This is a genomic window from Pseudomonas sp. DWRC2-2, from assembly GCF_049897885.1.
In the GTDB taxonomy this organism is placed as follows: domain Bacteria; phylum Pseudomonadota; class Gammaproteobacteria; order Pseudomonadales; family Pseudomonadaceae; genus Aquipseudomonas; species Aquipseudomonas azotoformans_A.
Genome location: NZ_JAFCXD010000003.1, coordinates 575,168 through 588,216, shown reverse-complemented (window position 1 = coordinate 588,216; position 13,049 = coordinate 575,168). Strand labels below are relative to the sequence as shown.

The following is a 13,049-nucleotide window of genomic DNA, read 5'->3' as shown; positions in this document are numbered from 1 at the left end:
CATGCTCGCGCAACTTCCACCGGCCTTACAGAATCTTCAGCTACCGCTGCGTCTTCGACTCTGGGACGGCCATGAATTCAACTTGGGCCCCGAGCCCAGTGTGACCATCGTGGTGAAGGACCCCACGGTCGTGACCAAGCTGACCCATCCAACGCTCGATTCACTGGGCGAAGCCTTTGTCGAGGGCAAATTGGAGCTGGAAGGCTCCATTTCCGAGGTCATCCGGGTGTGTGACGAATTGAGTCACGCCCTGATCGAAGACGACGAGGGGAGTCGTCCGGTGCGCTCGATTCACGACAAGGCCACTGACGCAGCGGCCATTTCCTACCATTACGACCTGTCCAACGAGTTCTACCAGCTGTGGCTGGACCAGGACATGGCGTACTCCTGCGGGTATTTCGAAACCGGCAGCGAATCCATCGACCAGGCCCAACAAGACAAATTTCGCCACCTGTGCCGCAAGTTGCGGCTGCAGCCGGGCGAGTATTTGCTGGATGTCGGCTGTGGTTGGGGTGGGCTGGCGCGGTTTGCCGCACGGGAGTTCGGGGTCAAGGTGTTTGGCATCACCTTGAGCAAGGAGCAGTTGGCGCTGGCCCGGGAACGGGTGAAAGCCGAAGGCCTGGAAGACCAGGTGGACCTGCAACTGCTCGACTACCGTGACCTGCCGCAAGACGGCCGTTTCGACAAAGTGGTCAGCGTGGGCATGTTCGAGCACGTCGGCCACGCCAACCTGGCGGAATACTGTAAGACCCTGTTCGGCGCGGTGCGCGAAGGTGGCCTGGTGATGAACCACGGTATTACCGCCAAGCACACCGATGGTCGCCCTGTGGGGCGCGGCGCGGGTGAGTTCATCGAGCGTTACGTGTTCCCCAACGGCGAACTGCCGCATTTGGCGATGATGACGGCCGAGATCAGCGAAGTCGGGCTGGAGGTGGTCGACGTCGAAAGCCTGCGTCTGCACTACGCGCGCACCCTGGACCATTGGAGCGAGCGCCTGGAAGACAACCTGGAAGCAGCGGCGAAGATGGTGCCGGAGCAGGCGTTGCGCATCTGGCGGCTGTACCTGGCCGGTTGTGCCTATGCGTTTGCGCGGGGCTGGATCAACCTGCACCAGATTCTGGCGGTGAAACCCCATGCCGATGGCAGCCATGACTTGCCGTGGACACGGGAAGATATCTACCGCTGAGCCCGTTACAAGATCGGTGAAATAAGCCGCGCAACCCGCATGCCCAGTTGCTGAAGGCGGCGGGTTTCGCGGCTTTCTTCCTGGCTGACTTCATGGGCCAGGGCGAAGTCGTCCAGCAGCATGTGCTCGACTTCCTTGGCGAAGGCCTCGTCGACCGTCAGCAACATCACTTCGAAATTCAGCCGGAACGAACGGTTGTCCATGTTCGCACTGCCGATGGCGCTGATTTCGTTGTCCACCAACACCACCTTCTGATGCAGGAAGCCCGGCGTGTAGCGGAACACGCGCACGCCGGCGCGCACGGCCTCGATCGCGTACAGGCTGGACGCGGCGTAGACGATGCGGTGATCGGGCCGTGAAGGCAGCAGCAGCCGCACGTCGACACCGCGCAGCACGGCCAGGCGCAGGGCAGAGAACACCGCTTCGTCGGGGACGAAGTAGGGGCTGGTGATCCACACGCGCTCGGTGGCTGCATGGATTGCCTCGACAAAGAACAGCGAGCAAGTCTCATAGGGATCGGCCGGACCGCTGGCGAGCAACTGGCAGAGCACGCCGTCTTCGGGGTAGGCGTCCGGCAAGATCAGTGGCGGCAGTTCGCGCGCGGCCCAGAACCAGTCTTCGGCAAACGACTCTTGCAAGCATGCCACCACCGGGCCGGTCACCTGCACATGGGTATCGCGCCACGGCGCCAGCGGCGGTTTCTTGCCCAGGTATTCATCGCCGACGTTATGCCCGCCGACAAACCCGGTGATGCCGTCCACCACCACGATCTTGCGATGGTTGCGGAAGTTGACCTGAAAGCGATTGAGCCAGCCGCTGCGGGTGGCGAAGGCTTTGACGTTCACCCCGGCGTCGCGCAGCGATTGCACATAGCGATGGGGCAGGGCGTGGCTGCCGATGCGGTCATACAACACGTAGATGGCGACGCCTTCTGCAGCCTTTTCCTTCAACAGCACGTGCAGTTGGCGGCCGAGTTCGTCGTCATGAATGATGAAGAACTGGAACAGCACCGCCGTCCTGGCGTTGCGGATCGCGGCGAAGATTGCGCTGAAGGTGGCGTCGCCATTGATCAGCAAACGCACTTCATTGTTGGCCAGGCACGGCATGCGGCCCAGCTTGGGCATGGCGCGCAGCGAGGCGTAGGCGCTGGAGTTGCGTGCCGCCAGGGCCTCTTCGACCCACGGGCGCCAGTTCAGCTCGGTGATCGCGGTATGCATTTCCTGGTTGGCCTGGCGACGGGCCTGGATGTACGCGTCGAACGTGCTGCGGCCGAAGATCAGGTAGGGGATCAGCGTGAGGTAGGGCATGAACATCAGCGACAAGGCCCAGGCGATCGAGCCTTGGGCGGTCCTGACGGTCAGCACCGCGTGGATCGCGGCGAGGGTCCCGAGAAAATGCAGCGTGGCGATGAAGTAGGCGAGCAGGTGCGGGCCAAAGAAATCCATGGACGACGTTACTCCAGGCAATCCAAGTGCCTAACAGACCATGTCTGGTCAGGAATGTCGCTATTTTATTTGCCGTGCAACCCTGGCACCTTTGCGGCGTCTAACGCCCAACATTACCCAGGAGTTACCCGATGAATGCTCGTCTGCTGTCTTTGGCCATGATGATTGGTGTGTCGCTGCCGGTGGCGGCGCAGGCGCAGATGCTGGCGCCGGGCTTGTGGGAATTGACCACCAGCAATATGAAAGTCGATAACCAGGACTTGCCGGACCTGTCGCTGATCCTCGGTCAGCTCAAGCAACAAATGACCCCGGAACAACGCGCCATGCTCGAAAAACAGGGCATCACCATGGCCGGTAAAGGCGTGCAGGTGTGCCTCACCCCGGCGCAGGTTGCCTCCGATTCGATCCCGCTGACCGACCCGCAATCGGGCTGCAAGCAGGAAGTGACCGACAAGACCGGCAACCAGTGGAAATTCCGTTTCAGTTGCCCGAAAGCCCAAGGCACGGGTGTAGCCACTTTCCAGAGCCAAAAAGAATTCACCACCACCGTCAACGGTACCTTCAATGCCACCGGCATTCAGCAGAAGGGCAGCCTGGACAGCCATGCCCAGTGGCTGGGCAACGATTGCGGTACGGTCAAACCTCGCGCTTAACGCAAAAAATGCAGGGGCAAACCCTGGCAGCTGTCCACCACTTGGCCGTTGTGCCAGGCCAAGTGGCCGGACACCAGGGTGGTGCTGACGCTGTGACGAAAGCTGCGCTCGGCGAAGGGCGTCCAGCCGCAGCGGGCCAGGATCGGCTGGCTGCTGACGGGCTTGCCTTCGGGCTCCGGTTTGATCAGCACCAGGTCGGCCCAATAACCCTCACGTAGATAACCTCGATCCGGGATGGCGAACAGGTCGGCCACGCGGTGACTGGTTTTTGCGACCAGCGTGGTCAGCGGCAGCAGCCCATCGGCCACCAACTCCAACAACGCCGGCAGCGCGTGCTGCACCAGGGGCAATCCCGACGGCGCCTCGCGATAACCCAACTGTTTTTGCGCCCAGGTATGCGGCGCATGGTCACTGCCAATCACGTCCAGACGATCACTCAGCAAGGCTTGGCGCAAGGCGTCGCGGTCGGCGCGGGTCTTGATGGCCGGGTTGCATTTGATTTGGTGGCCGAGGCGGTGATAGTCGCGGTCATCGAACAACAAGTGGTGCAGGCAGACCTCGGCGGTGATGCGTTTTTCGCCCAAGGGTTTGTCTTCGAACAGCGCCAGTTCGCGGCCGCTGGTCAGGTGCAGCACATGCAATCGGGTACCGTGACGCTTGGCCAATTCCACCGCGAAGGATGACGAGCGATAGCACGCCTCGGCATCGCGGATCAGCGGGTGCGCAACCGCAGGGATGTGCTCGCCGAAACGCTCGCGCAGGCGTTGTTCGTTGGCCTGGATGCTTGGCGTGTGTTCACAGTGGGCCAGCAAAATCGTGGGCACTTCGGCGAACAGGCGCTCCAGGATCCGAGGATCGTCCACCAGCATATTGCCGGTCGAAGCGCCCATGAACACTTTGACCCCGGCCACCTCACGTGGGTCGAGGGCGGCGACGGTGTCGAGGTTGTCGTTGCTCACGCCGAAGTGAAAGCCATAGTTGGCGACCGAGTGCAGGGCGGCGCGGCGTTTCTTGTCGGCCAGGGCGTCCAGGTCGAGGGTGGCCGGGTGCGTGTTGGGCATGTCCATGAAACTGGTGATACCACCGGCGACCGCCGCGCGGGATTCGCTGTAGAAGCTGCCTTTGTCCGGCGCGCCAGGTTCGCGAAAGTGCACTTGGTCATCGATCATGCCGGGCAGCAGCCAGTGGCCTTGGGCGTCGATGGCGACTGGCGTGTTGCAGTCCTGGATGCTGCTGGCGATCTTTTCGATACGACCATTGGCGACCAACACATCAGCGTCGAATTCCTGGCCTTCGTTCACCAGGCGGGCGTTGCGGATCAGCAGGCGGCTCATGGTTCAGAACTCGTTTTGCAGGGCTTTGTAGCCGCGCACCAGGTCAACGTTGGTGCGGGCCACGTCTTCGGAAAACTCCGAGGCGCTCACGCTCACCGGCGGGAATTGCGAAAGGTCAGTGTTCGGTCCGATGCGGGTGGTGGAGGGCACGTAGAACGCGGCGGGCAAATCGCGGCCGTCGACCACCGAGTTGTGGCGCACCACGCAGCCATCGCCCACGGCGCAGTTGAACAGCACGCTGTTGAAACCGATGAACACGCGGTCACCGACGGTGCAGGGGCCATGGACGATGGATCGGTGTGCAATCGAGGTGAATTCTCCGATGGTCACCGCCGCGCCGGACTTGGAGTGGATGACCACGCCGTCCTGGATATTGGAATTAGCGCCGATGATGATCGGGTCCATGCCGCCGCTGGCGTCGACTTCGTCAGCGCGGATGACGGCGTAGGGGCCGACGAACACGTTTTCGCCAATGATGACTTTGCCGCAGATGATGGCGGTCTTGTCGACGTAGGCCGATTCGGCAATCACAGGCAGATCGCCGGACGGGTTTTTGCGGATCATGCTAAGGGCTCCGTAATGATGTGGACGTAGTCGCCGTCGATGGCGTTGTAGAAACAGGTCGGCCGTCCGGTGTGGCAGGCCGGGCCTTGCTGGTCGACGATCAGCAGGACCGCGTCGCCGTCGCAATCCAGGCGTGCTTCCACCAGCTGTTGCCAGTGACCGGAGCTTTCGCCTTTGCGCCACAACTGCTGGCGTGAGCGCGACCAGTAGCAGACCTGCCCGGTGCCCAGTGTTTCCTTGAGGGCCTGGCGGTTCATCCAGGCCAGCATCAACACCTCGCCGCTGCCGTGTTGCTGGGCGATGGCGGCGATCAGGCCATCGCTGTTCCACGGCAGGGCATCGAGCACGGGTTCGAGCGGAAAGCGGCTGCCGACGGCAGCCCCTTCCAGGTCGAGCATGCTCAAGGTCATGGCTTGCTCAGAGCCGCGCACAGCGTGTTGAGGTTGTATTCGAACAGCCCGGTGAAGGTGCTGGCCGGGCCTTCAGCGGCGAGGGCGTCGGAGTACAGCGTGCCGCCGATCTGCGCACCGCTTTCGTCAGCGATCTGTTTGAGCAGGCGCGAGTCCTTGATGTTTTCCATGAACACGGCTTTGACTTTGTCTTTGCGGATCTGAGTGATCAGCGCAGCCACTTCGGCGGCGGACGGCTCGCGTTCGGTAGACAAGCCCTGTGGCGCGAGGAACTCGATGCCATAAGCCTGGCCCAGGTAGCCGAAGGCGTCGTGAGAGGTAACGATGCGGCGGTTACCGGCGGGCAGTGCGCCGAACTTGGACTTGGCGTCGGCCAGCAGGCGATAGATTTCTTTCAGGTAGGTTTGGCTGTTGTGCTGGTAGTCGGCCTTGTTGGCCGGGTCGGCAGCGATCAGCGCCTTGGTGATGTTGTTCACATAGATTTCGGCGTTGGCCAAGTTGTGCCAGGCATGCGGGTCGGGGATGGTTTCGCCGTCCTCTTCCATGGTGTGGGAGATCACGCCTTTGCTGGCGGTCACGACCGTGGCTTTGGTTTCGGTGCTGGTCACCAGGCGGTCCAGCCAGGGTTCGAAGCCCAGGCCGTTCTTGATGATCACCTTGGCCTTGAGCAGTGCCTTGGCATCGTCCGGGGTAGGCTCGTAGGTGTGGGCGTCGGCGTCGGGGCCGACCATGTTGCTGATCTGGATGTGATCGCCACCAATCTGGTGAGTGATGTCATCGAGGATGCTGAAGCTGGTAACCACCTGAAGCTTGTCGGCGGCCTGGGCCGTCGACAACGACAGGACGAGACTGAACAGCACGAGTAGAGCGCGCATCGGGAAACACCTCATTGGGATGACAGCAAAGGCGGGCGGCGCAGCAAGCCGTGCACCGGACCGAAGACCACGGACAGCAGATACCCGGCGCCCGCTACCAGCACGATGGCCGGGCCGCTGGGCAACGAGTAGTAGAACGACAGCAACAAACCCAGCCACACCGACAGGCATCCCAGCACTGCCGATACCGCGATCAACACCGGCAGGCGCCGGCTCCAGAAACGTGAAGCGATGGCCGGCAACATCATCAGGCCCACCACCATCAGGGCGCCGATGGCCTGGAAGCCGATGACCAGGTTCAGCACCACCAAGGTCAGGAACAAACCATGGGCCAGCGGACCGAGGCGGCTGACGGTCTGCAGGAACAACGGGTCGAGGGTGTCCAGCAACAGCGGTTTGTAGATCGCGGCCATGGCGATCAGGCTGAAGCTGGAAACCCACAGCATGCCGGTGAGGGTGGTTTCATCCACCGCCAGGGCGGAGCCAAACAGCAGGTGCAGCAGATCGAGGCGTTTGCCGGCGATGCCGAGGATCAGCACGCCCGCGGCCAGGGAGATGGGGTAGATAGCGGCGAGGCTGGCGTCTTCGCGCAGGCCGGTGCGGCGGGTGATCCAGGCGGAAAGGCCAGCCATGCTCAGGCCCGCGCCGAGGCCGCCGATGGTCAGGGCGGGCAGGCTGAGGCCGGCGAACCAGAAGCCAAGGGCTGCGCCGGGCAGGATGCCGTGGGCGACAGCGTCACCGATCAGGCTCATGCGCCGCAGGATCAGGAACACGCCCAGCGGCGCGGTACTGCAGGCGAGTACCAACCCGCCGATGAGAGCACGGCGCATAAAGACGAAGTCGACGAAGGGCATCCACAGGTGGGCGGCGAAATGCATCAGGCCACCTGCATCTGTGGCTGCGGGCGGATCAGCTCTTTGCTCGGGCCGAACACGCAGCCGGTGCTTTTGATCTGCACCACTTGCTGGGTGTGGTGGCGCACGGAGGCGAGGTCATGGCAGACCACGATCAGCGTGCGGCCTTGCTCATGCCAGGCGTGGATGTGTTTCCAGCACAGCGCCTGGCCCTCTTCATCAAGGGCGGCGTGAGGCTCGTCGAGCAGCAGAACGGGCGCTTCGGCCAGGCTCATGCGAGCAAGGAGGGCGCGTTGCAGCTCGCCACCGGACAGTGCCATCAACGGGCGGTGCTCAAGGCCGCTGAGGCACCAGTCTTCCAGTACTGCCTCAAGACGTTGGCTGCGCTGTTGCGGGGACAGTTGCGTGCCCCAGAAACCGGCGGCGACCAGCTCTTGCAGGCTGATGGGAAACTGACGGTCCAGGTGTTGCTGCTGGGGCAGGAACGATAGGCCGCCACGGCGTGGAACATCCACTGTGACCTTGCCCGCCAGGGGTTTCTGCAGGCCGGCGATGACTTTAAGCAGGCTGCTTTTACCGGTGCCGTTGGCGCCAATGATGCCAGTGAGGCTGCCTTTTTCCAGGGTAAGGTCGATGGCGGGCGTCAGCGGCTGGCCGGGTGCGCCCCAGCGTAAAGCGGTGCAGGTGATCATGCAGGGTGTCTCGTCCAGCGGCTTTCAGCCACGGCATCGTGCGCGTGCAGGCTTTCGGCATGGACCACTTTCAGGTGGAAGGCTTTGACGGCATCCGAGCGTTTCAAGGCGAGGTTAAGGCGGCGGGCGGCGTCTTCGCAGAACATCAGGTTCTGCCCGTTGGCCAGGGCGAAGGCTTGTTCGTCCGCCCGTTTTACGGCGGTTTGTACGGCGGTGCCGAGGGCGGCTTCGACGGTGTCGATTAAGCCTGTCAGTGGCAGTTGCTCGCCTTGCAGCTCGACATGCAATTGCGCACTGCTGCGCTGGCTGTGAGGCGTGGCGACGATGCCGTTCGCGCTGCCGAGCCAGGTCAATACGTCTTCATGCTGCAACGGGGTGTTGGCGAAGTCGTCGAGAAATTGTTGCTGAATCAACTGCCTGGCGAGGGCAGCGGAGCATGGACAGGTCGAGGAGTAAGTAACGTCAATTTTTAGTTCCACGTGGAACATCTGGTTTTCCAGACGGGCGTCGATACTCACCGGGTAGCCTTTCCAACCGGCCAGCGGGCTGACCAGCGCCGGGCGTTTGAGCAGCAAAACGGTGTGGATGCGCAGGTAGGCGTTATTAGATAAACCTTCATGACTGTCGAGAAAACGCTGCAGTACATTACGCAGAAGTGCAGGCGTAAGGGGCTGCTGGTCGAGCATCTCCAAGGCCAGGTACAGGCGTGACATATGAATGCCACGGGCGGCGCCATCGTCCAGGCTCACGCCGGCATCGGCGGTGGCGGTCAGGCGCTGGCCGTCGATGAGAATCGGCAGGGCGATGCCGCACATGCCCACCCAGTCGAGTGGCAAGGCTTGGCGGGAAGCCTGCGCGGCGATATCCGGCAGAGTCAGCGCATTCATGAGCAGGTCCATCGTTGGAAATAAAAAGACATGTTATATTATAACTATTGAGTCGACGATGATTTTTCTGCTCCAGTCTTTTTTCAGTCATGTCGAGTAGGGACGCTCCTTTATTTGCGGTATTTTTCATGCACAGACGTCAGCTCCTAAACCTGCTTCTGGCCAGCTCGCTGTTCACCTTGCCGTTTGCCGCCCACGCCACGCAGATCAGCAACGCCCGCCTGTGGCGCTCGGACGACAAGCTGCGCCTGGTGTTCGACCTCAGCGGTCCGGTGCAATACAAGACCTTCACCCTGAGCGCGCCGGAACGCTTGATCATCGACTTGAGCGGCGCCGGGCTCAGTGGTGATTTTTCTCAGTTGGCGCTGAAGAACAGCGGGATCACCTCGATTCGTTCCGGGCATTTCGGCAAAGGCGACACGCGCATCGTGCTGGACCTGGCCGCACCGATGCAGCTCAACAGCTTTCTATTGCCGCCTCAGGATGGCCAAGGCCATCGACTGGTCCTGGACCTGACCAGCGCCACCCAGGCGCCTCGCCAGATTGCGGCCGAGCCCAAGCCTTTGGTGGATAAAGCGCATCCCAAACGCGACATCATTGTGGTGGTCGACCCCGGCCACGGCGGCAAGGACCCAGGCGCCGTCGGTTCCAAAGGCCAGCGCGAAAAAGACGTGGTGCTGTCCATCGCCCAACTGCTGGCTAAACGCTTGAAGCGCGAGAAAGGCTTCGACGTGAAGTTGGTGCGTAACGACGACTTCTTCGTGCCGCTGCGCAAGCGCGTGGAAATCGCCCACAAGCACAATGCCGACATGTTTATCTCGGTGCATGCGGACGCGGCGCCACGCATCACCGCTTCGGGCGCGTCGGTGTATGCCCTGTCCGAAGGCGGCGCCACTTCAGCCACGGCGCGGTTCATGGCGCAACGGGAAAACGGCGCCGATCTGCTCGGTGCCACCAGCCTGCTCAATCTGAAAGACAAGGACCCGATGCTCGCCGGGGTGATCCTGGATATGTCGATGAACGCTACTATCGCGTCCAGCCTGCAACTGGGCAGCTCGATCCTGGGCAGCCTGGAAGGCATCACCAGCCTGCATCAGAAGCGCGTGGAACAAGCCGGATTTGCGGTGCTCAAGTCACCGGACGTGCCGTCGATCCTGGTGGAGACCGGGTTTATTTCCAACGCACGGGACAGTGCGCGGCTGGTCACCGCGCGTCATCAACAGGCGGTTGCCGACGGCCTGTTCGAAGGCCTGAAAAAATACTTCCAGAAGAATCCACCGATGAATAGTTACATGGCGTGGGTGCAGGAACAGAAGAACGGTCAGGTCTAACAGCCGGTTATACGGCTACAGGTGAATTTGGCGCTGGCGCCGCCCGAACTGGAAAACCGGTTGAGGGTGGTCCAGCCCACGCGCCGCGTGTAGCCGACCCACGCCTCACCGTCCGACGCCAACCCGGTAAAGAACGTCAGTTGCCCGTAGCGGCTGTTGGTCTGTGCCCAATAGCGTTTGCCGATCACCTCGTACCCGCGCAAATACGTGGTGCTGCCGACCGTCGCCACGCTGTAGGCGTTGCCTAAAGGGTCAACGCAAGCGAGCAGATTGGCGCTGCGCGTGCAGTTGGCCAGCAGGCTTAGCGCCTGGGCGCACGCAGGTCCCACGGCAACCAATAACAGGGCGCACACCAGGTATCTCATCGGGTTTCTCAAGGCTGGGGAGTGTTCAAGCATTGCGCCCTTCGTCGTGGCGAGCAAGAGGGGATTGGCTTATTTGTTTTGTTATACTATAACATTAAAAAACAGCCTGACCCGTGAACCGCTCCCCATGACCGAACAAGACCTCCTGGCCCAGCCTTGCGCCGACTACATGAATGAAGCCCAGCAAGGGTTCTTCCGTGAGTTGCTGCTGGCCCAGCGCAATGAGCTGCAAGCCCGCATCGACGCCGAGTTCCTGGTGCTGCGCGAGCAGGAAACCAACAGCGACCCCGCCGATGTCGGCAGCGCCGAAGAACAGCGCCAATGGCAACTGCGCCTGCTGGAGCGGGAAAAGAAGCTGTTGGACAAGATCGACGACGCCCTCGACTCACTGGCGCGCGGCGAATACGGCTGGTGCCGCGAAACCGGCGAGCCCATCGGCCTACAGCGCTTGTTGCTGCGTCCTACCGCCACCCTGTGTATCGAAGCCAAAGAACGTGAAGAGCTGCGCGAACGCCATAAACGGGCGATTTGACCGGCCAACCCTGATGAGGAATACCTGATGCCCAATCGTCTCCCCGTTACTGTGTTGTCCGGCTTTCTCGGCGCCGGTAAAAGCACGCTGCTCAACTATGTGCTGCGCAACCGCGAAAACCTGCGGGTGGCGGTGATCGTCAACGACATGAGCGAAATCAATATCGACGGCAGTGAGGTCCAGCGCGACGTCACGCTCAACCGCGCCGAAGAAAAACTGGTGGAGATGAGTAACGGCTGCATCTGCTGCACCTTGCGGGAAGACCTGCTGCTGGAAGTGGGAAAACTCGCCAAGGAAGGTCGCTTCGATTACCTGCTGATCGAGTCCACCGGCATCTCCGAACCCTTGCCCGTAGCCGAAACCTTCACCTTCCGCGACGAAAACGAGCAAAGCCTGGCCGACATAGCGCGCCTGGACACCATGGTCACCGTGGTCGACGGCATGAACTTCCTGCTCGACTACCAGGCCGCCGAAAGCCTGGCGTCGCGGGGTGAAACCCTCGGTGAAGAAGACGAGCGTTCCATCACCGACCTGCTGATCGAGCAGATCGAATTCGCCGACGTGATCCTCATCAGCAAGATCGACCTGATCAGCAGCCGCGAACGCGAAGAGTTGATAGCGATCCTTGAGCGCCTGAATGCCCAGGCGGAAATCATCCCGATGGTCATGGGCGAAGTGCCGCTGAACAAGATCCTCAACACCGGCCGTTTCGACTTTGAACGCGCCGCCCAAGCCCCAGGCTGGCTGCAGGAACTGCGCGGTGAACATGTGCCGGAAACCGAGGAATACGGTATTGCTTCCACCGCTTACCGTGCGCGCCGTCCCTTCCATCCACAGCGTTTCTTCGACTTCATCGACCGCCCGTGGGTCAACGGCAAACTGCTGCGCTCCAAAGGTTTTTTCTGGCTGGCCAGCAAGCACCAGGATGCGGGCAGCTGGTCCCAGGCCGGCGGTTTGATGCGCCACGGTTTTGCCGGACGCTGGTGGCGCTTTGTGCCAAAAAGCCAGTGGCCTCAGGACGAAGAAAGCATCGCGGCAATCATGGGCAACTGGCAACTGAGCACCGGTGATTGCCGCCAGGAACTGGTGTTTATCGGGCAGAACATCGACTTCACTCTACTGCGTGCCGAGTTGGACGCGTGCCTGCTCAACGATGAAGAAATGGCCCAGGGCGTCGACGGTTGGCGCCTGCTGGCCGATCCCTTTGGCCCTTGGTATGAGGAGGCAGCCGCCTGATGCTGGCCCCGGTGATTCCCCTGCGTCCTGTGATTCGCCAGACCCGTGGCGAAACCCCGCTGGCGCTGTCCGACATCCTGGAAGATGGCGTCAACCTGGCCGTGTGGGAGCGGCAGTTGCCGTTGCACATCGCCGAGTTCGGCGCCTTGCTGGTGGCGCTCAACGAGCCGTTGGCCGATTCCATGGTGATCGAGCTCAACAACGAAGACGCGGTGCCGAACTTGCAGGGATTGGCGTCCAGCTGCCGTGATCTGGAAGGCTACGAAGGCTTTATCGCGGATGTGTCGTGGCTGGTCAGCGCGTTTTCCTGCCTGCTGGGCGCCAAGCGTATTGGCGTGCGTTTGCGGTTGCTGGATAAGGCGATGTGCCCACGTTTTCACGTCGACCATGTGCCGGTGAGGCTGATCACCACCTATGCGGGGGTCGGCAGCCAGTGGTTGCGCGAAGGCGTGATGGACCGGCGCAGGCTGAGCCAGCCGGAGGCCGAGCCCACCGAGCGTGTCGAACAGATTCGCTGCGGCGAAGTCGCCCTGCTCAAGGGCACCAAATGGCACGGTAATGAGAATCACGGTTTGATCCACCGGTCACCGGCGCTCAAGGCCGATGAGCGTCGATTGATCCTGACACTGGATTGGCTCGCATAACCGCGTAGGATCAAACGCTCTACACGGTCCGAACGATGCCC

General features: G+C 61.7%; 15 protein-coding genes. 6 read left to right on the top strand and 9 right to left on the bottom strand.

Annotation, left to right across the window (positions count from 1 at the left end; translation table 11 throughout):
• Nucleotide 1: 1 nt before the first annotated feature.
• Entirely contained in the window at nucleotides 2-1,186 is a 1,185-nt protein-coding gene (gene cfaB / locus ACP7EW_RS18020) for a C17 cyclopropane fatty acid synthase CfaB (RefSeq protein ID WP_033897232.1), read from the top strand.
• A 5-nt stretch (nucleotides 1,187-1,191) separates the two neighbouring features.
• Here the strand turns inward: cfaB and cls are convergent, their stop codons facing one another.
• Nucleotides 1,192-2,631 carry a cardiolipin synthase gene (cls, locus tag ACP7EW_RS18015; RefSeq protein ID WP_426218678.1) on the bottom strand — a complete coding sequence of 480 codons (1,440 nt, stop codon included), beginning with the start codon at nucleotides 2,629-2,631 and terminating at the stop codon, nucleotides 1,192-1,194.
• Between the two features lie 131 nt (nucleotides 2,632-2,762).
• Here cls and ACP7EW_RS18010 point away from each other — a divergent pair, with 131 nt between their 5' ends.
• Complete coding sequence (locus ACP7EW_RS18010) at nucleotides 2,763-3,284, top strand: DUF3617 domain-containing protein (RefSeq protein WP_016978689.1); 522 nt, start codon at nucleotides 2,763-2,765, stop codon at nucleotides 3,282-3,284.
• Here ACP7EW_RS18010 and ACP7EW_RS18005 read toward each other — a convergent pair.
• Genes ACP7EW_RS18005 through folE2 form a run of 7 tightly spaced genes read right to left on the bottom strand, consistent with a single transcriptional unit; the run spans nucleotide 3,281 to nucleotide 8,900 of the window.
• The gene (locus ACP7EW_RS18005; protein WP_426218676.1) at nucleotides 3,281-4,618 is read right to left on the bottom strand and encodes a dihydroorotase; all 1,338 of its coding nucleotides are present in this window, start codon (nucleotides 4,616-4,618) and stop codon (nucleotides 3,281-3,283) included. The genes ACP7EW_RS18010 and ACP7EW_RS18005 overlap by 4 nt on opposite strands.
• 3 nt (nucleotides 4,619-4,621) lie before the next feature.
• Nucleotides 4,622-5,182 carry a DapH/DapD/GlmU-related protein gene (locus ACP7EW_RS18000; RefSeq protein ID WP_028618554.1) on the bottom strand — a complete coding sequence of 187 codons (561 nt, stop codon included), beginning with the start codon at nucleotides 5,180-5,182 and terminating at the stop codon, nucleotides 4,622-4,624.
• Nucleotides 5,179-5,592, bottom strand: coding sequence for a phosphoribosyl-AMP cyclohydrolase (gene hisI, locus ACP7EW_RS17995; protein ID WP_314527082.1), 414 nt, complete (start codon nucleotides 5,590-5,592; stop codon nucleotides 5,179-5,181). Before hisI ends, ACP7EW_RS18000 begins: the two co-directional genes overlap by 4 nt.
• Entirely contained in the window at nucleotides 5,589-6,467 is an 879-nt protein-coding gene (locus ACP7EW_RS17990) for a metal ABC transporter substrate-binding protein (protein ID WP_426218673.1), read from the bottom strand. The genes hisI and ACP7EW_RS17990 overlap by 4 nt, the downstream gene beginning before the upstream one ends.
• An 11-nt stretch (nucleotides 6,468-6,478) precedes the next feature.
• Nucleotides 6,479-7,345, bottom strand: a complete 867-nt coding sequence (locus ACP7EW_RS17985) for a metal ABC transporter permease (RefSeq protein ID WP_016978683.1) — start codon at nucleotides 7,343-7,345, stop codon at nucleotides 6,479-6,481.
• Nucleotides 7,345-8,013 (bottom strand): metal ABC transporter ATP-binding protein, encoded by a 669-nt coding sequence (locus ACP7EW_RS17980; protein WP_426218671.1) that lies wholly within the window; start codon nucleotides 8,011-8,013, stop codon nucleotides 7,345-7,347. The genes ACP7EW_RS17985 and ACP7EW_RS17980 overlap by 1 nt, the downstream gene beginning before the upstream one ends.
• Nucleotides 8,010-8,900, bottom strand: a complete 891-nt coding sequence (folE2, locus tag ACP7EW_RS17975; RefSeq protein WP_426218669.1) for a GTP cyclohydrolase FolE2 — start codon at nucleotides 8,898-8,900, stop codon at nucleotides 8,010-8,012. The genes ACP7EW_RS17980 and folE2 overlap by 4 nt, the downstream gene beginning before the upstream one ends.
• A gap of 128 nt (nucleotides 8,901-9,028) precedes the next feature.
• Here folE2 and ACP7EW_RS17970 point away from each other — a divergent pair, with 128 nt between their 5' ends.
• The gene (locus ACP7EW_RS17970; RefSeq protein WP_426218667.1) at nucleotides 9,029-10,231 is read left to right on the top strand and encodes an N-acetylmuramoyl-L-alanine amidase; all 1,203 of its coding nucleotides are present in this window, start codon (nucleotides 9,029-9,031) and stop codon (nucleotides 10,229-10,231) included.
• On the opposite strand, the gene ACP7EW_RS17965 is transcribed toward ACP7EW_RS17970, so the two are convergent.
• The gene (locus tag ACP7EW_RS17965) at nucleotides 10,228-10,596 is read right to left on the bottom strand and encodes a glutamine synthetase (protein ID WP_426218665.1); all 369 of its coding nucleotides are present in this window, start codon (nucleotides 10,594-10,596) and stop codon (nucleotides 10,228-10,230) included. The genes ACP7EW_RS17970 and ACP7EW_RS17965 overlap by 4 nt on opposite strands.
• Before the next feature lie 127 nt (nucleotides 10,597-10,723).
• Between ACP7EW_RS17965 and dksA the strand changes: the two genes are divergently transcribed.
• From dksA to ACP7EW_RS17950, 3 genes are read left to right on the top strand one after another with little or no spacing between them, the layout of a single operon-like run.
• Complete coding sequence (dksA, locus tag ACP7EW_RS17960; protein ID WP_426218663.1) at nucleotides 10,724-11,128, top strand: RNA polymerase-binding protein DksA; 405 nt, start codon at nucleotides 10,724-10,726, stop codon at nucleotides 11,126-11,128.
• A 27-nt stretch (nucleotides 11,129-11,155) separates the two neighbouring features.
• On the top strand, nucleotides 11,156-12,364 hold the full coding sequence (gene zigA / locus ACP7EW_RS17955) for a zinc metallochaperone GTPase ZigA (protein ID WP_426218661.1): 1,209 nt from the start codon (nucleotides 11,156-11,158) through the stop codon (nucleotides 12,362-12,364).
• Nucleotides 12,364-13,008: a DUF1826 domain-containing protein gene (locus ACP7EW_RS17950; RefSeq protein WP_426218659.1), complete on the top strand. Its 645-nt coding sequence runs from the start codon at nucleotides 12,364-12,366 to the stop codon at nucleotides 13,006-13,008. The genes zigA and ACP7EW_RS17950 overlap by 1 nt, the downstream gene beginning before the upstream one ends.
• Nucleotides 13,009-13,049 lie beyond the last annotated feature (41 nt).